Genomic DNA, 19,268 nt, shown 5'->3' with positions numbered 1-19,268 from the left:
GAGATGACCATGACCGAACAGCTCAGCGCATTGAGTTCCATCCTGACTCAAGGCGGCTTGCACAGCCTGTTCCAGCCCATCGTCTGCCTTTCCGAACGGCGCATCCTGGGTTACGAAGCCCTGAGCCGCGGCCCGTCCAACAGCCCCTTGCATTCACCGATCAACCTGTTCGCGGTGGCCCGTCATGCCGGGCGCCTGACCGAGCTGGAGATCGCCTGCCGGGAAAGTGCCTGTCGGCGTTTCAGCCAGCAGAAACTGGAAGGCAAGCTGTTCCTGAACGTCTCTCCCGAGTCGCTGCTCGAACCGCAGTACCAGTCCGGGCTGACCCTGAAGTTGCTGCAGAACCTTGGAATCCCGGCGAGCCGGGTGGTCATCGAACTTACCGAACAGACCCCGACCGACGATTTCCAGCTGCTCTACAACGCCCTGCACCACTACCGCGACATGGGATTCTCCATTGCCCTGGATGACCTCGGCGCCGGCTATTCGAGCCTGCGCCTGTGGTCGGAACTGCGCCCGGACTACGTGAAGATCGATCGCCATTTCATCGACGGCATTCATCTGGATGCGGTAAAGCGCGAGTTCGTCGGGTCCATCCTGCAGATCGCCAAGGCATCGCGGGCCAAGGTGGTTGCCGAGGGCATCGAGTTGCCCGAGGAGCTGGCGGTGCTGACCGAGATGGGCGTGGACCTGGTCCAGGGTTACCTGGTCTGCCGGCCCCAGGAGCATCCGCCGAAGGACGTCACGCTGCTGCTTCCCGGTTCGATGCTGAACAGCCTGCCGGTGCTTGGCGACGAAGCCTCCGATCTCGGCGCACTCCTTATCGACCAACCGGCCGTCACCCGCGATACCGCGACGCCGTTGGTGCTGGAAGCGTTCCGCCGACAGGCCAACCTCAACTCGCTGGCGGTGCTCGACGAGCAACAGCGACCTTGTGGCATCGTCCACCGCTATTCGCTCTCCGATGCCCTGCTCAAGCCCTTTGCCACCGAACTCTTCGCGCGCAAGCCGGTCAGCCGGCTGATGAGCGAGGATTTCCTTGCGGTAGAGTTGGGCCAGTCGCTGCAAAGTGTCAGCCGCCTGCTCACCAGCCGCGCACGGCAGCGTATCGAGGAAGACTTCATCATCACCGACCAGGGACGCTATGTCGGCCTGGGGCGGGTCATCGACGTGCTGAAACTGATCACCGAGCAGAAGATCCAGCAGGCCCGCTACGCCAACCCGCTGACCCTGCTGCCGGGCAACGTGCCGATCCAGCAATGCCTGGCGCGGTTGCTGCAACAGCGGCGCCAGGCGGCGATCTGCTATGTCGATATCGACAGTTTCAAACCGTTCAACGATATCTACGGCTACGCCCGCGGTGACGAAGTGTTGCTATGCCTGGCGCAGTGCCTGAACGAACGGGTCGACCCGAGCCGGGACTTCGTCGGGCACATCGGTGGCGACGATTTCATGCTGGTCTTGAGTTCGCAGGATTGGCAGCAGCGCCTGGATGTATTGCTGGCGGATTTCGAACAGCAGTGCCGGCGGTTCTACCGCAGCGAGCACGTGGAGGCGGGATGTTTCATTGCCCACAACCGGCTCGGGCAGCGCCAGGAGTTTCCATTGCTGTCGCTGTCGATCGGAGTGGTGCAGTTGCGTGCGGAAACCTGCGGCGAACTGGATGCGGACCAACTGGCGGACCTGGCGTCGCAGGCCAAGCATCATGCCAAGGAGGTTCAGGGGGCCAGTGTGTATCTCATAGATACTGCGGCGGCCTGAAAGGCCTCATCGCTGCGGTGCGGCGGTCCGACAAGCCAGCGATGAGGCCCTCGAAGACTCAAGCTTCTTCGGGATAGGAATACTCGAACACCCGCACCACCTCCGACGCATGCCACGACGCCGCCGCCATGCCGTCCGAAGGTCCGGAAAACCGTCCCAGCCGCTCCACGCATTCGAAGAACCCGGTGCGTGGCAGGCGGCTCGCCCCCTGGCTGATCACCAGCGAACTGCGCAACGGCTGTTCGGCGCGGGCATCCAGCACCGCCAGGTATTCCAGCGCTGCGGTGAGGGTCTGCATCGCCGGGCTCGGCAGTTGCAGACGCTCCAGCAGCGCGCGGTAGGTCAGCAGATGGCGTTGACGACGGGCCACATCCAGCTCGCCGAGCAAGCCCTCCCAGTGCTGCCGGCTGATCCGTACGGCGCTCATGACGGATCGCTCCAGCCGGATAATCCCAGCTCCCAGGCCAGGCTGCGGCGAATCGCCGAATCCGGCACGCGCTCGCCGCTTTCGATCATCGCCAGGTAGGCCGGGCTGATACCGACCTTGCGCGCCAGTTGCTCGGCAGGAATGCCCTTGGCCTCACGCAGTACGGCCAGCCTGCTCAGGGAGGGCACGCTGGCCGGGGAAGAAGCTGCTTCAGTGGTGGTTTGTGCTTCGGTGGACACCGCCTCCGGTTGCCCTGCCGCCTTGAGTAACGCCTGATATTGATCCCAGGGAACAACCGCGTACTCGGGTTGACCATCTCGGCTGATAACCTGAATAGCCATTACAACCCCCTTGTCGGACTTCTCGCATGTAATCTGTAGGCATAATCGTTATGCCAATAATATTACCAGCCATCCGGGGAATTGCAGCACGCTGCGGTAATCAGCTGTGGTTTTGCTCCAGACGCAGCGCCTCGGGCGTGTCCGGCAGGCGCTCGACCACCCGCAGCTTTTCCGGCGACTGGCGCTGGCGCCAGGCGCGGAAGGCGTCCAGTTCGTCGCTCACGGTCTTCAGCACCCAGCCGAGCACGGCGATGTCGTCGAGCATGCCCACGCCCAGCAACCAGTCCGGGATCGCGTCCAGCGGGCTGACGAAATACAGCAGGCCGGCGACGATGGTCACCAGTGCCTTCGGACTGATCGCCCGGTACTCGCCACGCCACCAGGCCACGCACAGCGCCTGCAGCAGGCGCACATCCTCCTTCAGTTGCCCCAGCCGCGGGCCTTTGCGCGCCACGGCGAACAACAGCGCCGGCAGGCGTCCGCGGCTGAGCAGACGCTCGGCGAGGGGCAGGAAGCGGGTGAAATTCCAGGGTGCTTTCATGGGACCTCCATCAGCGGTGGCGGGAAGGTTATCCACATTAATTGTGGATAACCTTGTGAACAGAGCTTCGTTTCCGGTCCGGGGCTCCCGGTAGACAAGGGCCGGGGTCGGATCGGGCGTTTTTTACACACTTGTGTCACTGCGCAATCGTTTTGCGGAACTTTTTGTGAACCCGGTCACAGCGGCCCCGACCACTCTACTCCGGCCCTCCGGCAAAAACGACAACGCCCCGTAGCCGTGAGGCTACGGGGCGTTGGACAACAGCGACAGCCAGATTACTTGGCTGGAGCAGCGTCGGCAGCCGGCGCTTCAGGAGCGGCATCGGCTTCAGGAGCTTCCAGCTTGGAAGCGTCCTTGATGCCCAGCAGTTCCAGATCGAAGACCAGCACCGAGTTGGCCGGGATCATCGGGCTAGGGCTCTGCGCGCCGTAGGCCAGTTCAGCCGGGATGAACAGCTTGACCTTCTCGCCCACGTGCATCAGTTGCAGGCCTTCGACCCAGCCCGGGATCACGCCGCTGACCGGCAGGTCGATCGGCGCACCGCGCTCGACCGAGCTGTCGAAGACCTTGCCGTCGATCAGCTTGCCTTCGTAATGGACGGTAACCACGTCGGTAGGCTTGGGCTGGGCGCCGTCGGCTTTCTTCACGACTTCGTACTGCAGGCCGGAAGCGGTGGTGACCACACCCGGCTTCTTGCCGTTTTCCTCGAGGAATTTCTTGCCTGCGGCAGCGGACTCTTCGCCCTGCTTGGCCAGGCGCTCTTCGGCACGCTTCTGCAGCGCGGCGAAGGCTTCGATCAGCTCGTCGTCCTTCAGGCGTTGCTCTTTCTTGCCGATGGCATCTTCGATGCCCTGGGCAACGGCCTTGGAATCGAGGTCGTCCATGCCTTCCTGGGCCAGGCTCTTGCCCATGTTCAGGCCGATACCGTAGGAGGCTTTCTGTGCCGGGGTTTTCAGCTCGACGCTGGTCTGCGAATCGCAACCCGCCAGGACCAGGCTAACCAGGGCAACCGCAGCCGCCAACCGATGCTGTTTCATGCTATTTCCTTGTTCATGCGCCAAAGGGGCAATCGGGGTAAAGCCGCGAGAATATCAGGCGGCCACGACCAATGGCTACCGGCAATAGGAACGAGAAAAGCCCCGGAAGTTCAGGACCATGAACAGTTCTTCATGCAGCCGGGCGGCACCAGGCCAGCAGGCGCGTCGCAGCCGGCCTCACGGGTAGTCGCCGTCCCGGTATTGTGCTGCAACTTCGCGCAACACTTCACATAGCCATTGCGCCGGCAGCGTGGCGGGCAAGGCCGCGTTGCTGCAAATCCCCACGGAACCACCGGGTTCGCTGACGCCCAGGTCGAGCTCGTGCAGCTCGCCGCGGTCCAGATCGACCCGCACCGCATCCCGGGGCGCGACCCAGACCGCATCGCTACCCTGCACATAACGCCGGCTCAGGGCCGGGGACAGGGTTTCCAGACGCTGGCGCGGCTGCTCGATGGCGCATTGCACGAACAGGCTGTCGGCATGCTTGCGGATCGTGGTGCCGGCCAGCGGCAGCACCAGCGGGTAGTCGGCAAGGCGCGCGCGCTCCAGCGGGTCGCTGGCCAGCAGTGGATGGCCCGGACGCACCACCAGCGACATCGACTCGCTGTACAGGTGCTCGAACAGCAGGCCCTGGATCTGCGGGCTGTCGGTCATGCGGCCGATCACCAGGTCCAGTTCGCCCACGTGCAACTGCGCCAGCAGATGGGCGCTGGGGCCGGTGGCGACGCTGACTACCAGGGCCGCATGGCGCTGGTGCAGGCGGCGGATGACCTCCGGCATGAGCAGGCTTTCGACAGTGGACAACACGCCGACCCTGACCTGCGGCGGCGCGTGCTCTTCGCCGCGCAGGCTGCTGACGCCTTCGCGCAGGGCCTGCACGCAAGGCCCTGCGTAGCGCATGAAACGCACGCCGGCCGGGGTCAGCTCGACGCCCTGGCGGCCGCGTTCGAACAGGCGGGTCTGGAGCAGGTCTTCGAGTTCCTTGAGGGTCTTGGAAATCGCCGGCTGGGTAATGGCCACGGCATCTGCGGCCTTGGCGAAACTGCCCTGGCGGGCGATTTCGAGAAAGCACAGGAGGTGGCGGAATTTGATGCGGGTGTCGAGGTTCATGAGGTGGGAGTGTATCTGTGTCCTGACATTTTTGTGCCGGGTTTGAGGGCCCTATCGCTGGCAAGCCAGCTCCCACAGGTTCACCAGTGTTCCCGAGAGCACCGCTGTACCTGTGGGGCAACCCGGTTACATGTCAGCCCGCGATTTCCACCCGCCCCTCGTTCACCCGTACCGGCCACACCCGCAAAGCCTGTTGTTCATCCTCCAGGCAGCGCCCATCGCGCAAGCAGAAATGCTGCTTGTACAACGGCGACGCCACCACCAACTCGCCCTTCAGGCTGCCGATCAACCCCCGCCCGATCACATTGGCCCCGGAGAGCGGATCGTGGTTGTCCAGTGCATGCACCTCGGTTTCGGCTCCCGGCACATAGAACAGCGCGACCTGGGCGCCCTGGTGCCAGACCACTACCCCGGAACGTGCAACCAGGTCGGTTTCGGCACAGACCGGCGTCCATTCGACCGGCGGGTTCACAACAGCATTCGTCTGGCTCATCAGAGCACCTCCTCGATGACGGGAATCAGGTGCAGCTCGGCAGCGGCAATCGGCCGGCGCTGCCCGCGTTCGCGGACGAAGTGCACGTCCGGGTCGGCTCGCTGGTCGTTGACGAAGGTACGGAAACGCTTGAGCTTTTCCGGGTCCTTGAGAGCGTTTGCCCATTCGCACTCATAACGATCGACCACGTGCTGCATCTGCGCTTCCAGTTCGGCCGCCAGGCCCAGGCTGTCGTCGAGGATCACCTGCTTGAGGTAGTCCAGCCCGCCCTCCAGGTTCTCGCGCCAGACCGACGTGCGCTGCAGCTTGTCGGCGGTACGGATGTAGAACATCAGCAAGCGATCGATCAGCCGCACCAGCGTGGCGTCATCCAGGTCGGTGGCGAACAGTTCGGCATGACGCGGACGCATGCCGCCATTACCGCAGACATAAAGGTTCCAGCCCTTCTCGGTAGCGATCACGCCGATATCCTTGCTCTGCGCCTCGGCGCATTCACGGGTGCAGCCGGACACGGCGAACTTGAGTTTGTGCGGCGAACGCAGGCCCTTGTAGCGGTCTTCCAGGTGCAGGGCCATCTTCACGCTGTCCTGCACCCCGTAGCGGCACCAGGTGCTGCCCACGCAGGACTTCACCGTGCGCGTCGACTTGCCATAGGCATGCCCGGTCTCGAAGCCGGCAGCAATCAGTTCTTCCCAGATCAGCGGCAGTTCGTGCAGTTGCGCGCCGAACAGGTCGATACGCTGGCCGCCGGTGATCTTGGTGTAGAGATCGTATTTCTTCGCCACCTCGCCGATCACGATCAGCTTGTCCGGGGTGATCTCGCCGCCAGGGATGCGCGGCACCACCGAGTAGGTGCCGTTCTTCTGCATGTTGGCCATGAAGGTGTCGTTGGTGTCCTGCAGCGGCACCAGCGCCGGGTCCATGATCGGCTGGTTCCAGCACGAAGCGAGGATCGAGCCGACCGTGGGTTTGCAGATGTCGCAGCCCAGGTGGCCCTTGCCGTGGCGGGCGAGCAGTTCGTCGAAATCGCGGATGCCTTCCACCCGCACCAGCGCATAAAGCTCCTGGCGGGTATAGGCGAAGTGTTCGCAAAGGCTCTTGTCCACGGCCACGCCGCGCGCCGTCAGTTCATGCTCGAACACCTGCTTGAGCAAGGCCGCGCAGCCGCCGCAACCGCTGGCCGCCTTGGTGCAGCCCTTGACCGCCGCGAGGTCGGCGCAACCGCTGTCGATGGCGGCGCAGATCGCCCCCTTGCTGACGTTGTGGCAGGAGCAGATGGTCGCACTGTCCGGCAGGGCATCGGCGCCCAGGGCGGGGGCACCGGAGGATTGCGGGAGGATCAGTGCCGAAGGATCGGCGGGTACGGCGATGCCGTTCTGGGCGTATTGCAGCAGGGTGTCGTAGTAGCTGTTGTCACCCACCAGCACTGCGCCGATCACCCGCTTGCCGCTGGCGTCCAGCACCAGCCGGCGATAGCTGCTGCCGCCTTCGTCGATGAAGCGGTAGCTGCGCGAGCCCGGGGTGGCGCCGTGGGCATCGCCGATGGAACCGACATCGACGCCCAGCAGCTTGAGCTTGGTCGACATATCGGCGCCAGCGAAGGCAACCGACGGTTGCCCGGCCAGGGCCGCCGCCAGGTTGCGCGCCATGCTGTAGCCCGGGGCGACCAGGCCGAATACGCTGCCATTCCACGACGCGCATTCGCCGATGGCGTAGATCTGCGGATCGCTGCTGCGGCACTCGCCATCGATCACCACGCCGCCACGGGGGGCTACGTCCAGACCGCAGGCGCGGGCCAGGGCGTCCTGGGGGCGGATACCGGCGGAGAACACGATCAGGTCGGTTTCGAGGAACTCGCCGCCGTCGAAGTTCATCCGGTAGCGGTACTCCTCGCCTGCAACGATGGCCTGGGTGGCGCGGGACAGGTGCACACCGACCCCAAGTGCCTCGATCCGCGCACGCAGCGCCGCTCCGCCTTCAGCGTCCAGTTGCACCGGCATCAGGCGCGGGGCGAATTCCACCACATGGGCTTCCAGGCCGAGGGACTTGAGGGCGTTGGCCGCTTCCAGGCCAAGCAGGCCACCACCGACCACCACCCCGCGCCGGGCGCTGGCGGCGGCGGCACGGATGTTGTCGAGGTCGTCGAGGGTGCGATAGACCAGGCGCGCCGCGCCTTCGGAACCCTCGATCGGCGGGACGAAGGGATAGGACCCGGTAGCGAGGATCAGACGGTCGTAGGCATAACGGCCGGCGCTGGTCACCACTTCGCGGCGCTCGCGGTCCACTTCCAGCACAGCCTCGTGCAGATGCAGGGCCACACCGTGTTCGGCGTACAGGCCGGCATCGCCCAGGGCCAGGGCTTCGGCGTCGCTGCCGCCGAAGTATTCGGACAGGTGCACGCGGTCATAGGCGCGCTGGCGCTCCTCGCCGAATACCCGCACCTCGAAACGCCCCAGGGCGCCGCGTTCGATCAATTGCTCGACGCAGTGATGGCCAACCATGCCGTTGCCGACGATAACCAGCTTTTCTCGTTGTTGGATGGACGCGAAAGCGTTCATGCGCGGTTCCTCACGGTGCGGGGCGTGCCCCGGAAAAAACACAAAAAAAGGCGCCTGGAGCCGAAGCTCCAGGCGCCTTTGCCTGGTCTTGATCGTTGTGGTCCGGTGCGGTGATCGACGTTGACCACCCGGGACGTTGTGGAAAGGTAAAAGCAGGGACTGTGCCAAGTGCTGGCAGGGCCTGATTTCCGGGGATTTCAGGGTTTAGCGGGTGAATTTTCTGAACCATGCTGGTGCGGGAGTCACCGTTTTGGAGCATGTCTTTTTGCAGACCTTCCCGGCCTCATCGCCGGCAACGCCGGCTCCCACAGTGTGGCGGTGCATGCAGAACCTTGTGGGAGCCGGCGTTGCCGGCGATGGGGACCGAGAGATCAATACACATCTCGCAGATACCGCTTGTCCTTCCCCATCTGCGCCACATACGCGGCAGCCTCATCGATACTCATCCCGCCATGCTCCGCTACCACCGCCTTCAACGCCACATCCACATCCCTGGCCATCCGCGAAGCATCGCCGCACACGTAGAAGAACGCCCCCTCCTGCAACCAGCGCCACAACTCCGCACCCTGCTCCTGCATGCGCTGCTGCACGTAGATCTTCCGTTCCTGGTCACGGGAGAACGCCGTGTCCAGCCGGGTCAGCAAGCCGGACTCGCACCAGGCCAGCAGTTCATCCCGGTAGTAGAAATCGCACGCCTGGTGCTGCTCGCCAAAGAACAGCCAGTTGCGCCCGTGCGCCTGTCGCGCCTCGCGTTCCTGGAGAAATGCACGAAACGGCGCGACGCCGGTGCCCGGCCCGACCATGATCACCGGCACCTCGTCGTTATCCGGCAAACGGAAGCTGGCCGTCGGTTGCGGGAAGATGTCGACGTGCAGGCCCTGTGCGCGGTCGGCGAGGAAACTCGAACACACGCCCTTGCGCTGCCCGTAGCGTACGGTGGACATCGTCAGGTGGACCTGCGTCGGGTGCCGCCTCGGGCTGGAACTGATCGAGTACAGGCGCGGCTGCAAGGGCTTGAGCAGCGCCAGCCACTGGTCCTGGGAAAGCGCCAGGGGAAACTCGGCAAGCAGGTCCACCAGTTGCCGCCCCCACAGCCAGTCATCGAGCGCAGCCTTGTCCGTGGGCAGGCCGGTAACCTTCTGCAGGATCCGCGGGGTGATGCGGGTGATGTCCAGTCGTTCGGCCAGCGCGGTGGCCAGCGGCATCCGGCCTTTGCAATCGACTTCGGCGTCACCATCGAGGCCGGTGCGCCGCAGGAATTCATCCACCAGTTCCGGGCAGTTGCGCGGCCACACACCGAGAGCATCGCCGGCCTGGTAGCTCAGCCCACAGTCGCCCAGGTCGAAGACGATCTGCCGGGTTTCCTTGCTGGCACCCGGCCCGCTGAGCAGGCGGTTGTCCAGCAGGCGAGCAGGCACCGGGTTGTACTTGCCGACCACCGGTGTCTCGCTCTCGGCGACCGCCAGCGGTGCTTGCCCATTCGCCAGCGTGGCCGTCAGCGCCGCCAACCATTCGGCGAAAGGCTCGTCGAACTCCGGCTCGCAGTCCACCCGCTCCAGCATGCGCTGGCCGCCCAGCTCGGCCAGGCGCTGGTCCAGCTTGCGCCCGAAGCCACAGAACCGGTCGTAGCTGGAGTCACCCAGCGCCAGCACCGCGTAGGGCCGCCTGGTCCAATCCCCGGCTTCGCCTTGCAGCACCTGCCAGAACGCCACGCCGCTGTCCGGCGCCTCGCCATCGCCGAAGGTGCTGGCGATCAACAGCAGGCTGGCGGCCGCACCGACCTGCTCCGGCCGCGCGGCATCCATGCATTCCAGTTGCACCGCCAGGCCGGCCGCCCGCAAATGTCTGGCGCAACGCTCGGCGAGGGTCTGGCTGTTGCCGGTCTGCGAGGCCCAAAGCACCAAATGGCGCTGGCGGTCGTCAGGGGGCTCGGTGACGGCGGGTTGCAGTTCCAGGGCGTCTATCCGCTCGCCAGCGACCCGGGTCAGGGCTACGGCGCAGTGCTTGAAGGCCGGCTGCAGGGAAAGCGGATCGACCGCATCGCAAGTCAGTGCATTGATTGCCAGTTGCTCACCATACAGATCGTTCCAGTGAAACGGCGCAAAGCAGTTGCCCGGCATCACCCGGGTAGTGATCCGCGCCGGCAGTACCGCCTGGCCACGACGGGAGCGAATCTGTACCTGGTCCTTGTCGATGATTCCGAGATCGGCTGCGTCGGCCGGGTGGATTTCAACGAAGGGCCCCGGATCCAGCCTGTTGAGGCTGGCAACCTTGCCGGTCTTGGTAAGGGTGTGCCACTGGTGCTGCACACGTCCGGTATTGAGCACCAGCGGATAGGATTCATCCGGCAATTCGGCAGGCGGCAACCAGGGACGAGCGAAGAAACGTGCCTTGCCCGACGCGGTGGGGAAGCTGATTGCCGGGCGCTCACCCGCTGCGTTTTCCCGCAGGGCCTGGCTCAGGCCGTCATTCAGGTAGCGCAGCGGGCTGCGGGAGGTCGCGCGCCCCGGCTCGAACGGCCACTGTTGCGGGCCTGCGCGCAGTTTCGGGTAGTCCAGACCGCGCAGGTCGTAGCCAGTGGCCGGGTTCCAGGCCTGGCGGATTTCGTCGAAGACCTGCTCGGCGCTGGTGTAGCTGAAACCCTCCTCATAGCCCATGGCACAGGCGACCCGGGCAATGATCTGCCAGTCCGCCAGGCTGTCGCCCGGCGCATCGACCGCCTTGGCGGCAAGGGTCAGGTTGCGCTCGGAATTGATCATCACCCCTTCGGATTCGGCCCACAGGGCGGCCGGCAGGAGGATATCGGCGTAGCGGTTGGTTTCCGTGTCGAGGAAGGCGTCCTGGCTGATGACCAGTTCCGCCGCTTGTAGCCCGTCGATCACCGTCTGGCGGTTGGCGACGCTGGCCACCGGGTTGCTGCAGATGATCCAGCAGGCCTTGACCTGCCCCGCTGCCATCTGCCGGAACAGATCGACGGTGCCTTCGCCCGCCTCGGCACGCAGGCTGCCGGCGGGGATGCGCCAAAGCGCCTCGATGAACCGGCGATCGGCTTCGACCAGCGCCGAACGTTGCCCCGGCAGGCCCGGGCCCATGTAGCCCATTTCCCGTCCGCCCATGGCGTTGGGCTGACCGGTGAGGGAGAAGGGGCCGCTCCCCGGGCGACAGATGGCGCCGGTGGCCAGGTGCAGGTTGCACACGGCGTTGCTGTGCCAGGTGCCGTGGATGCTCTGGTTCAGGCCCATGGTCCAGCAGCTCATCCAGTCTTTCGCGCCGCCGATCAAGGCTGCCGCCTGGCGGATATCGGCCTCGGTCAGGCCAGTGATCTGCGCAACACGGGCGGGTGTGTAGTCGGCGAGAAAGGCCGGCATCTCTTCCCAGCCTTCGGTGTAGCGCTCGATGAACGCATTGTCGGTATGGCCGTTTTCCAGCAGCAGGTGCAGCAGGCCGTTGAGCAACGCCAGGTCGGTGCCTGGACGAACCTGGAGGAACAGGTCGGCCTTGTCGGCGGTGGCACTGCGCCGCGGATCGACCACGATCAGGCGTGCACCCGCCTTGAGCCGGTCGAGCAGGCGCAGGAAGAGAATCGGGTGACAATCGGCCATGTTGGCGCCGATCACCAGAAAGACCTCGGCCCGGTCGAAATCCTCGTAGCTGCCCGGCGGTCCGTCGGCGCCCAGGGACAGCTTGTAGCCACTCCCGGCACTGGCCATGCACAGGCGCGAATTGGATTCGATATGGCGGCTGCGGATGTAGCCCTTGACCAGCTTGTTGGCGAGGTACTGGGCTTCCAGGGACATCTGCCCCGAGACGTACAGCGCGACGGCGTCGGGGCCGTGGGTATCGATGATGGCGCGCAGGCGCCGGGCGGTCTGCCCAATGGCCTGGTCGATACCAAGACGCACCGGGTCGCGCTGGCGCTGGTCGCGCAGCCAGGCCCATTGCATGCGTCCGGACTCGCGCAGCGGTTGGTGGCAGGTCAGGCCCTTGGTGCACAACCGGCCGAGATTGCTCGGGTGCTGCTTGTCTCCGCTGACCCGGGTGACCTGGTTATCGGTCACGCTCATGACGATGCCGCATCCGACACCGCAATATGGACAGACACTGCGCACCGTCGTGCTGGTCATGATCCCGCCTCCCCTGCCTTTTCCGCAAAAACAAAAAAGCGCCCTGCCGCCCGACCTGAATGAACAGGGGAGCAGCACGGCGCCTTTGTCGTGAATGGGGCAATCGACGTTGATTGCCTGATAGGCGGGTTTAAGCAAGGGGCGCGCCAGAGTGCTCGGGGTCGACAGCGCTGTCGCATGAACCCCTCTCCAAAACACAACGCGGCCCCTGTGGGAGCGGGTTTACCCGCGATGACGTCGCTGGATTCACCATCGCGATCGCGGGTGAACCCGCTCCCACAGGATCCGCGTCCGCCTGCACCGTCCTGGTGAGCCTCGCACCAAAGCGCGACAGACATGGTCGTAGCCTCTAACGCCTGGTTACAATTCGCCTCCTGCCCGTCCCCGGAGTGCTTCATGGAAGAGATCGAACAGCGCTGGCTCTATGCCCTGTCGGCGCCAATGGCCGCGCTCAACGGCGCGAGCTACACCTCGCCGTACTATTACGACGAAGAAGGCAAGATCAACCTGGGCGAGTCGTGGAACGTCGACTCCCGCCAACAGTTGCTCGATATCGTTATGCGCATGGCCGACAACGGCCACGCTACCGACCTCAATACCGCCTACTGGCGCTATCAGCGGGCACTGCCCGGCGAGTGGCAGACGCTGCTGGAGCAGTTGAGCCTGCGCGAGCGCATCCTCCACGATTACGCCGCGCGCACCTTCCTCGATTGCGGCTTCGGCGGCACCCGATCCTGGGACCTGGGCCGCATGGGCTTCCTGCTGCGCTGCGGGCTGCGCAACGAATGGATCAGCTTCGATGAAAGCCTCTGGCTGCAAGGGCGCCTGGCCGCCCGGGCACGGCATTACTACGGCAGCTGGTCGTCCTACGTCTCGGGTTATGTGATCGGCCGCGGCCTGTGGGCCTGCTCCGACCTGCCCGACGAGCAATTCAGCCGACAACTGGAGCGCCAGGGTTCCGAACACTGGAACCAGCACATCGTTGCCAGCCTGAGCAACGACCCCGACTCGCCGCTGGTCAACCTGCCCTGGCACCTGGAGCTGAACCTGCCGGAGCAACCCGCCTCCCTCGACTTGGGTAACTGGTCATGAGCTGCTGGATCCGCCTTGGCATCGAACCGACCAAGGATCAGAACACCATTCGCGGCGCCTACCGCGCGCGCCTGCCGGAGCATCACCCGGAGACCGATCCGGAAGGTTTCCAGGCCCTGCGCGAAGCCTATGAAAGCGCCCTGCGCCACGCCCGCGAGGAGCCACAAACGCCGCGCGAAGAGCCCGCAGCCGCAGCCGCGCCGGGCATCCTCGACGAATTCCGCGCCTTGCTCGAAGACAGCACCCGGCGCTACGACCCGCCAGCCTGGCAGGCCTTCGTCCGCCAACTGGATCAATTGCCGCTGGAAACCCTCGAGGACGTCAGCTGGTCGCTGCTGCAAGGTGTGCGCAGCTGCGGAATGATTTCCCGCGAGTGCGTGCGCATCCTCGCCAAGCGCCTGGCCTGGTCGCAGCAACTGCTGCGCCTGGACTTCGAGGCCGCACGGGAGATCGAAGGCTTCCTTGATCATCTGGAGCAACCCGACCCCTTCCCCACCGGCCTGATGGGCCAGTGGTCAGCGATCGCCCAGCAGGAAACCCTGTGGTACCTCAACTCCCTGGAGTACCTGTTCCACCAGCGTCCGTTGTTCGAATACGCCAGCTTCGCCAACCTGCATACCTGCCTGCCGTTGCCGGCGGATGATGCGCTGATCCAGCGCCTGATGGTGCAGTTCGCCATCGCTGAAGTACCCAGCCCGAGCCTGTATGAGCGCTGCGCCGGGCAGCAGGCTGCCGATCCGGAGAATATCGATCTGCTGTTCCTCCTGGCGCAGCACGCGACCATCCTGGAACGGATTCCCGAGGCGCTCAGCAGTTGGGCAATGCTGCATTGGCAGTTCCACCATCCACAGGCTCCCCGCCGGCTGATCGAGCTGTGCCATGGGCAGCAACCGCAGTTCGTGCCACTGTTGATCCAGGCCTTCGATCGCCAGCAGGACGTCGATGCCTGGCCGCAAGGCCTGGAGGAACAGGGCCAGCTGTTCGGCAGCTTCGCCCAGTCGCCGGAGACGCTGTCGCGCTGGTACATCGCCAGGCGCACGGAACCGGACGGTTTAGCCGCCGCGTTCGTCAATTGGCGCCTCGACGACGAGTGCGAAACAAACCTGCTGGCCTTGCTGCTCGACGACCACCCGCAACCCGCACTGCAACGCCTTTACCGTTATGCCTGGGGCCTGTCCCGAGGTAACGAGAGGCTGCTGCGGGAAATCAGCGAAGCACCCGTCAGCACCGACCTGTACGAGGAACTGGTGCTCAGGGAATTCCGCCGCCAGGCCGCACAACGCCTGCGCTGGCTGGCCGAGGCGCCGGTGCCCCTGGCCTTGGGCGGCTATCTCGCCAGCGAGGAACGCTATCCGGACTTTCCGCGCCCGCTCGGCAAGGAATTCGGCCCCCTCGCTTGCCGCAACTGGCTGCGACACATGCGCGCCTTCGACCAGCGCGCGCTGTACCGGGTCTTCGAGCAGTTCGCCCCGCGGCAGATGTATCCCCGCCCTTTCGCCCTGGACCACCAGGCACGGCTGGCCAAGCGTGGCCTGGAACTGCCGCCGGAAGACGACATGGCGCCAGCCTGGACCTGGCATGCACAGGGCCTGTTCATCCTCGCCCTGCTGGAAAAACCCGAACGCTGGCTGGGCCTGATCAGCCCGTCGATGCTGCGCAACCTCGACTACCCGGCCGGGCATCCGTTTGCCGCAACCCGCGATCTGCTCGGGCAATGGCTGGCGTCAGGGACGCCGGTCGAAGCGCTGCTGAGCCAACTCGACCACGCCAACCCGGTCCAGGCACTGCTCGCCGATGAACTCTGCACGCTCGACAGCGTGATGGCCGGCGAACACCTGCCGCGCCCGGCGCTGCTGATCAAGACCTTCGCCAATGACCGTGAAGCCTTCGCCGGCGACCGCTACAGCATGACCCTGTTCCTCGGCGCCCTGTTCCTCGACCCGGAGCTCAGCGATGAGGATCGCGGCTACCTGCTCGAACAGATGAAGAGCGTGGCCGACGACGACCCGTGGTGCGAGAAATTCCGCCAGTACCTGCCCAAGCGCAAGATCCAGCGGCCAGCGCGCAAGGTCCTGGAGCGCCAGGGCATCGACAGCGATGCCTTCTACCTGGCCCTGGATGCCCTGGAGAAAATGGCCGCCGTGTACAGTGCCTGGCCGGCGTCCCGCGCCTTGGCGACCTTGCAGATGAGCAAGGATGACCCGGCCAACGGCAACGGCCTGCGCCTGGCGCTGACGGCGGTGCTGGCGCTGGCCGAGCGCCTGATGGCGCTCAAGACCCCGGTTACCGCTGTCGCGCCCTGGCAGTTCTGGCGTATCGACCGGCGCCTGGGCCGGCGCAGCTATGGCCTGATGATGGGGCTCTGCGCCGGACTGCTGGCGAGCATTGCTTTGATGCCCAGCGAGCTGCATGTGCTTGCCGCGCTGTTCTTCATCGGCGCCGGGCTGGGCACCTGGGTACGCCGCCTGCGGGACCGCGAACAGCCACTGTGGCTGTGGATTGCCATGGTGATCTTCCCGGTGCTGATCCCGCTGTACATGCTGGCGTTGCTGGTGCTGCCCAGCGATGTCCTGCCCAACCGCTTCGGGCGGCCGGGCGACGGACAGGCAGCGCCGACCGGTGGTCTGCAAGCGCTGCTGCGCCAGTTGAAACCTAAGCGCCGAGCTCGTCCAGCAAGCGTGTTAGAGCCTGGCGACGGCTGGTGATCTCTTCGCCGCGCTGGCTGGCGAGTACCGCATTGAACTCGTCCAGCCAGGCGCCGATACGCTCGCGCTCCTCGCCCAGGCTGTGCATCCAGGCCCGCTCAAGACGGGCCGTGAGGGCGCGGTTGGGCAAGGTGTCGCGGGGGTGGATCTTCAATGCGGCGAGGCGCGCGCGGCTGTTGGCCCGGGCCTGCTCGTCGAGCCCGGTGGGGCTGCGGTCGATACTGTGGCTGTGGCGCTCGCCGGTTTCCAGCAACGTCACGTCCACTTCCAGCAAGCCGTTGATGTCATAGCTGAAGCGCACGTCGAGGTCCTGCTGGCGCCCGACCTGGGGCAACTGCACCTCGAAGGCATCGATGAAGATGTTGTCGCGCACCCACGGACGCTCACCCTGGTACACCTCGATACGGATCACCTTCTGCTCGGGGTGGGTGCTGTAGAAGCGCTGTACCTTCGAGGTGGGGATCACCGTATTGCGCTCGATGATCGGCGAGAAGGCGCCGCGCACATCATCGCCACGGGTGGTCGAGATGCCCAGGGTATAGGGGCACACGTCCGTCAGGATCAGCTCCTCGATGGCCGCGTCCCGCGCCTTGCAGGCTGCCTGGCTGGCAGCGCCGAGGGCGACGATGGTATCCGGGTCGAGGTGCCGGTACGGCAGGCGCCCGAATAACGTGGCAACCATCTGCTGCACCGCCGGCATGCGCGTGGCACCACCAACCAGCACCAGGCTGTCGAGGTCACGCGGGCTCAGGCGGGCATCACGCAAGGCCTGCTCGATCGGTGCACGCAGGCGCGCCAGCAGTGGTTCCCAGATCGACTGGGCACGGCTTTCGTCCAGTCGCCATTCGCGCAGCTCGCCCGCGCCTTTCCAGCTCAGTGACTGCGGGCCTTGGGCCAGACGGCACTTGAGCTGTTCAAGGGCATCGCACAGGGTGGCCAGGGCCTGGGGCTCGATCTTCGCGATATCGAGCTGCCAGTCCTTCAGGCAGGCCTGCAGCAAGGCGGCAGTGAAATCTTCGCCGCCGAGGAAATTGTCGCCGGTGGAGGCATGCACCTCGATCAGTGGCAGGGAATACTCCAGCACGGTGACGTCAAAGGTGCCGCCGCCCAGGTCGAAGATCAGCGTGCGCTCGAACTTCTGCTCATGCAGGCCGTAGGCCATGGCCGCGGCGGTCGGTTCGTTGATCAGGCGCTGCACCTTGAGTCCAGCCAGCTCGGCGGCGAAAACCGTGCGTTTGCGCTGTTCATCGCTGAAATAGGCCGGGACCGAGATGACAGCCTCGTTGACCGGGACGCCGAGGAAGGCTTCGGCGTCCTGTTTCAGCGCGCCCAGCACCAGGGCCGAGAGCTCTTCCGGGCTGAACGACTGGCCGCCCAGCTCGAAGCGCTTGTCGCTGCCCATGAAACGCTTGAACGCTGCGGCGCTGCGCTCGGGGTGGGTAGTCAGGCGCGAACGGGCGGCGCGGCCGACCAGGATGCTGCCGTCTTCGTCGACACTGACCGCCGACGGGGTCAGCACCTCGCCGAGGGCGTTGGGAATGAGTTGGGCACGACCTTCCTGCCAGACGGCGATCAGGCTGTTGGTGGTACCGAGGTCAATGCCCAGCAACGGGGCGGAGGAAATACTGGCGTCCTGCATGGTCGATCTCTTGCTCAGAAAAGGTGCTGGCAAGTGACACCAGCGCGCTGGTTTGATTCTGGACGAACGACGGAAACAAAAAAAGCGACCCTAAGGTCGCTTTCTTTGTAACTTCCGGGTGTTCAGTGGGCCCTGGAAGTTGAATATGGCGCAGCGGACGGGACTCGAACCCGCGACCCCCGGCGTGACAGGCCGGTATTCTAACCGACTGAACTACCGCTGCGCGTAACACTGAGAAGTGGTGGGTGATGACGGGATCGAACCGCCGACCCTCTGCTTGTAAGGCAGATGCTCTCCCGGCTGAGCTAATCACCCATCGTCTCGGTGTGGCGCGCATTCTACGGAGCACCCCAAGGTCTGTAAAGCACTTTTTGAAAAAAAATTTTCAGGCGTTCCAACGACTTAGCGGACTTGGCCTGGAAGCGTCCGCCGGAGAATAATGCCCCCCTTATATAGAGAGGAGAGATCCGCCCCATGTGGTTCAAAAACCTGCTGAGCTACCGCCTGACCCAGGACATTCCGTTCGATGCCGAAGCACTGGAAACCGCACTGGCCAGCAAGCCCGCCCGCCCTTGCGCCAGCCAGGAGTTGACCACCTATGGCTTCGTCGCTCCGTTCGGCAAAGGCGAGGACGCTCCCCTGGTGCATGTCAGCGGTGACTTCCTGCTGATCGCCGCGCGCAAGGAAGAGCGCATCCTGCCAGGCAGCGTCGTGCGCGACGCAGTCAAGGAGAAGGTCGAGGAGATCGAGGCCGAGCAGATGCGCAAGGTCTACAAAAAGGAACGCGACCAGATCAAGGACGAGATCGTCCAGGCCTTCCTGCCCCGGGCCTTCATTCGCCGGGCAATGATCTTCGCCGCCATCGCGCCGAAGCTCGGCCTGATCCTGGTCAACTCGGCCAGCGCCAAGCGTGCCGAAGACCTGCTCTCGACCCTGCGTGAAGTGATGGGGTCGCTGCCGGTGCGTCCGGTGACCGTGAAGATCGCGCCGAGCGCGACCATGACCGACTGGGTGAAGAACCAGCAGGCAGCCCCGGACTTCCACGTGCTGGACGAATGCGAACTGCGCGACACCCACGAAGACGGTGGCATCGTGCGCTGCAAGCGCCAGGACCTGACCAGCGAAGAAATCCAGATGCACCTGGGCACCGGCAAGCAGGTCACCCAACTGGCCCTGGCCTGGCAGGACAAGCTGTCGTTCGTGCTGGACGACAAGACGGTGATCAAGCGCCTGAAGTTCGAGGAACTGCTGCAGGACCAGGCCGAGGAAGACGGCGGCGAGGAAGCGCTGGGCCAGCTGGATGCCAGCTTCACCCTGATGATGCTGACCTTCACCGAATTCCTCCCGGCGCTGTTCGAGGCGCTGGGTGGGGAAGAGATTCCGCAGGGGATCTGAGGTCCCCGGGACCGCTTTGCGGTCCAGGGGCGGGGCCCCCCGGCG

Annotated in this window: 13 protein-coding genes and 2 tRNA genes; 4 read left to right on the top strand and 11 right to left on the bottom strand. The window is 65.0% G+C overall.

Annotated features, from left to right (window positions below):
• Positions 1 to 3 precede the first annotated feature (3 nt).
• Complete coding sequence (locus ACKLLE_RS06655) at positions 4 to 1,761, top strand: bifunctional diguanylate cyclase/phosphodiesterase (RefSeq protein WP_064304984.1); 1,758 nt, start codon at positions 4 to 6, stop codon at positions 1,759 to 1,761.
• A 58-nt stretch (positions 1,762 to 1,819) separates the two neighbouring features.
• On the opposite strand, the gene ACKLLE_RS06650 is transcribed toward ACKLLE_RS06655, so the two are convergent.
• From ACKLLE_RS06650 to ACKLLE_RS06615, 8 genes are all read right to left on the bottom strand, one after another.
• Positions 1,820 to 2,188, bottom strand: coding sequence for a hypothetical protein (locus ACKLLE_RS06650; protein ID WP_009407455.1), 369 nt, complete (start codon positions 2,186 to 2,188; stop codon positions 1,820 to 1,822).
• Positions 2,185 to 2,529: a helix-turn-helix domain-containing protein gene (locus tag ACKLLE_RS06645; RefSeq protein WP_064304985.1), complete on the bottom strand. Its 345-nt coding sequence runs from the start codon at positions 2,527 to 2,529 to the stop codon at positions 2,185 to 2,187. The genes ACKLLE_RS06650 and ACKLLE_RS06645 overlap by 4 nt, the downstream gene beginning before the upstream one ends.
• 100 nt (positions 2,530 to 2,629) lie before the next feature.
• Positions 2,630 to 3,070 (bottom strand): YkvA family protein, encoded by a 441-nt coding sequence (locus ACKLLE_RS06640; RefSeq protein ID WP_064304986.1) that lies wholly within the window; start codon positions 3,068 to 3,070, stop codon positions 2,630 to 2,632.
• A gap of 275 nt (positions 3,071 to 3,345) precedes the next feature.
• The gene (locus ACKLLE_RS06635; RefSeq protein ID WP_009407449.1) at positions 3,346 to 4,107 is read right to left on the bottom strand and encodes a BamJ family beta-barrel-assembly machinery protein; all 762 of its coding nucleotides are present in this window, start codon (positions 4,105 to 4,107) and stop codon (positions 3,346 to 3,348) included.
• Positions 4,108 to 4,284: 177 nt separating this feature from the next.
• Positions 4,285 to 5,217, bottom strand: a complete 933-nt coding sequence (gene pcaQ / locus ACKLLE_RS06630) for a pca operon transcription factor PcaQ (protein WP_009407447.1) — start codon at positions 5,215 to 5,217, stop codon at positions 4,285 to 4,287.
• A gap of 133 nt (positions 5,218 to 5,350) precedes the next feature.
• A complete protein-coding gene (nirD, locus tag ACKLLE_RS06625) occupies positions 5,351 to 5,710 on the bottom strand; it encodes a nitrite reductase small subunit NirD (protein WP_064304987.1) in 360 nt (119 codons plus the stop codon).
• The gene (nirB, locus tag ACKLLE_RS06620; RefSeq protein ID WP_420057324.1) at positions 5,710 to 8,268 is read right to left on the bottom strand and encodes a nitrite reductase large subunit NirB; all 2,559 of its coding nucleotides are present in this window, start codon (positions 8,266 to 8,268) and stop codon (positions 5,710 to 5,712) included. The genes nirD and nirB overlap by 1 nt, the downstream gene beginning before the upstream one ends.
• Before the next feature lie 371 nt (positions 8,269 to 8,639).
• Positions 8,640 to 12,392, bottom strand: coding sequence for a bifunctional nitrate reductase/sulfite reductase flavoprotein subunit alpha (locus tag ACKLLE_RS06615; protein ID WP_420057323.1), 3,753 nt, complete (start codon positions 12,390 to 12,392; stop codon positions 8,640 to 8,642).
• 396 nt (positions 12,393 to 12,788) lie between these two features.
• Here ACKLLE_RS06615 and ACKLLE_RS06610 point away from each other — a divergent pair, with 396 nt between their 5' ends.
• The gene (locus ACKLLE_RS06610) at positions 12,789 to 13,484 is read left to right on the top strand and encodes a DUF1266 domain-containing protein (RefSeq protein ID WP_420057322.1); all 696 of its coding nucleotides are present in this window, start codon (positions 12,789 to 12,791) and stop codon (positions 13,482 to 13,484) included.
• Positions 13,481 to 16,189 (top strand): DUF805 domain-containing protein, encoded by a 2,709-nt coding sequence (locus ACKLLE_RS06605; protein WP_420057321.1) that lies wholly within the window; start codon positions 13,481 to 13,483, stop codon positions 16,187 to 16,189. Before ACKLLE_RS06610 ends, ACKLLE_RS06605 begins: the two co-directional genes overlap by 4 nt.
• On the opposite strand, the gene ACKLLE_RS06600 is transcribed toward ACKLLE_RS06605, so the two are convergent.
• From ACKLLE_RS06600 to ACKLLE_RS06590, 3 genes are all read right to left on the bottom strand, one after another.
• On the bottom strand, positions 16,137 to 17,828 hold the full coding sequence (locus ACKLLE_RS06600) for an Hsp70 family protein (RefSeq protein ID WP_279897977.1): 1,692 nt from the start codon (positions 17,826 to 17,828) through the stop codon (positions 16,137 to 16,139). The genes ACKLLE_RS06605 and ACKLLE_RS06600 overlap by 53 nt on opposite strands.
• Positions 17,829 to 17,974: 146 nt before the next feature.
• A tRNA-Asp gene (locus tag ACKLLE_RS06595) sits at positions 17,975 to 18,051 on the bottom strand.
• A 16-nt stretch (positions 18,052 to 18,067) separates the two neighbouring features.
• Positions 18,068 to 18,143, bottom strand: a tRNA-Val gene (locus ACKLLE_RS06590).
• A 159-nt stretch (positions 18,144 to 18,302) separates the two neighbouring features.
• On the opposite strand from ACKLLE_RS06590, the gene rdgC reads away from it, so the two are divergent.
• Positions 18,303 to 19,223, top strand: a complete 921-nt coding sequence (gene rdgC, locus ACKLLE_RS06585) for a recombination-associated protein RdgC (RefSeq protein WP_009407434.1) — start codon at positions 18,303 to 18,305, stop codon at positions 19,221 to 19,223.
• The last annotated feature ends 45 nt before the right edge of the window (positions 19,224 to 19,268 follow it).

It is taken from the genome of Pseudomonas bharatica, from assembly GCF_048586865.1.
Taxonomy (GTDB): Bacteria; Pseudomonadota; Gammaproteobacteria; order Pseudomonadales; family Pseudomonadaceae; genus Aquipseudomonas; species Aquipseudomonas bharatica.
This window is presented reverse-complemented; position numbering and strand designations above follow the sequence as displayed.

Excerpts from the sequence above, each read along its gene's own strand:
- ACKLLE_RS06655 (WP_064304984.1), top strand. The coding sequence starts at position 4 with ATGACCATGACCGAACAGCTCAGCGCATTGAGTTCCATCCTGACTCAA.
- ACKLLE_RS06650 (WP_009407455.1), bottom strand. The coding sequence starts at position 2,188 with ATGAGCGCCGTACGGATCAGCCGGCAGCACTGGGAGGGCTTGCTCGGC.
- ACKLLE_RS06645 (WP_064304985.1), bottom strand. The coding sequence starts at position 2,529 with ATGGCTATTCAGGTTATCAGCCGAGATGGTCAACCCGAGTACGCGGTT.
- ACKLLE_RS06640 (WP_064304986.1), bottom strand. The coding sequence starts at position 3,070 with ATGAAAGCACCCTGGAATTTCACCCGCTTCCTGCCCCTCGCCGAGCGT.
- ACKLLE_RS06635 (WP_009407449.1), bottom strand. The coding sequence starts at position 4,107 with ATGAAACAGCATCGGTTGGCGGCTGCGGTTGCCCTGGTTAGCCTGGTC.
- pcaQ (WP_009407447.1), bottom strand. The coding sequence starts at position 5,217 with ATGAACCTCGACACCCGCATCAAATTCCGCCACCTCCTGTGCTTTCTC.
- nirD (WP_064304987.1), bottom strand. The coding sequence starts at position 5,710 with ATGAGCCAGACGAATGCTGTTGTGAACCCGCCGGTCGAATGGACGCCG.
- nirB (WP_420057324.1), bottom strand. The coding sequence starts at position 8,268 with ATGAACGCTTTCGCGTCCATCCAACAACGAGAAAAGCTGGTTATCGTC.
- ACKLLE_RS06615 (WP_420057323.1), bottom strand. The coding sequence starts at position 12,392 with ATGACCAGCACGACGGTGCGCAGTGTCTGTCCATATTGCGGTGTCGGA.
- ACKLLE_RS06610 (WP_420057322.1), top strand. The coding sequence starts at position 12,789 with ATGGAAGAGATCGAACAGCGCTGGCTCTATGCCCTGTCGGCGCCAATG.
- ACKLLE_RS06605 (WP_420057321.1), top strand. The coding sequence starts at position 13,481 with ATGAGCTGCTGGATCCGCCTTGGCATCGAACCGACCAAGGATCAGAAC.
- ACKLLE_RS06600 (WP_279897977.1), bottom strand. The coding sequence starts at position 17,828 with ATGCAGGACGCCAGTATTTCCTCCGCCCCGTTGCTGGGCATTGACCTC.
- rdgC (WP_009407434.1), top strand. The coding sequence starts at position 18,303 with ATGTGGTTCAAAAACCTGCTGAGCTACCGCCTGACCCAGGACATTCCG.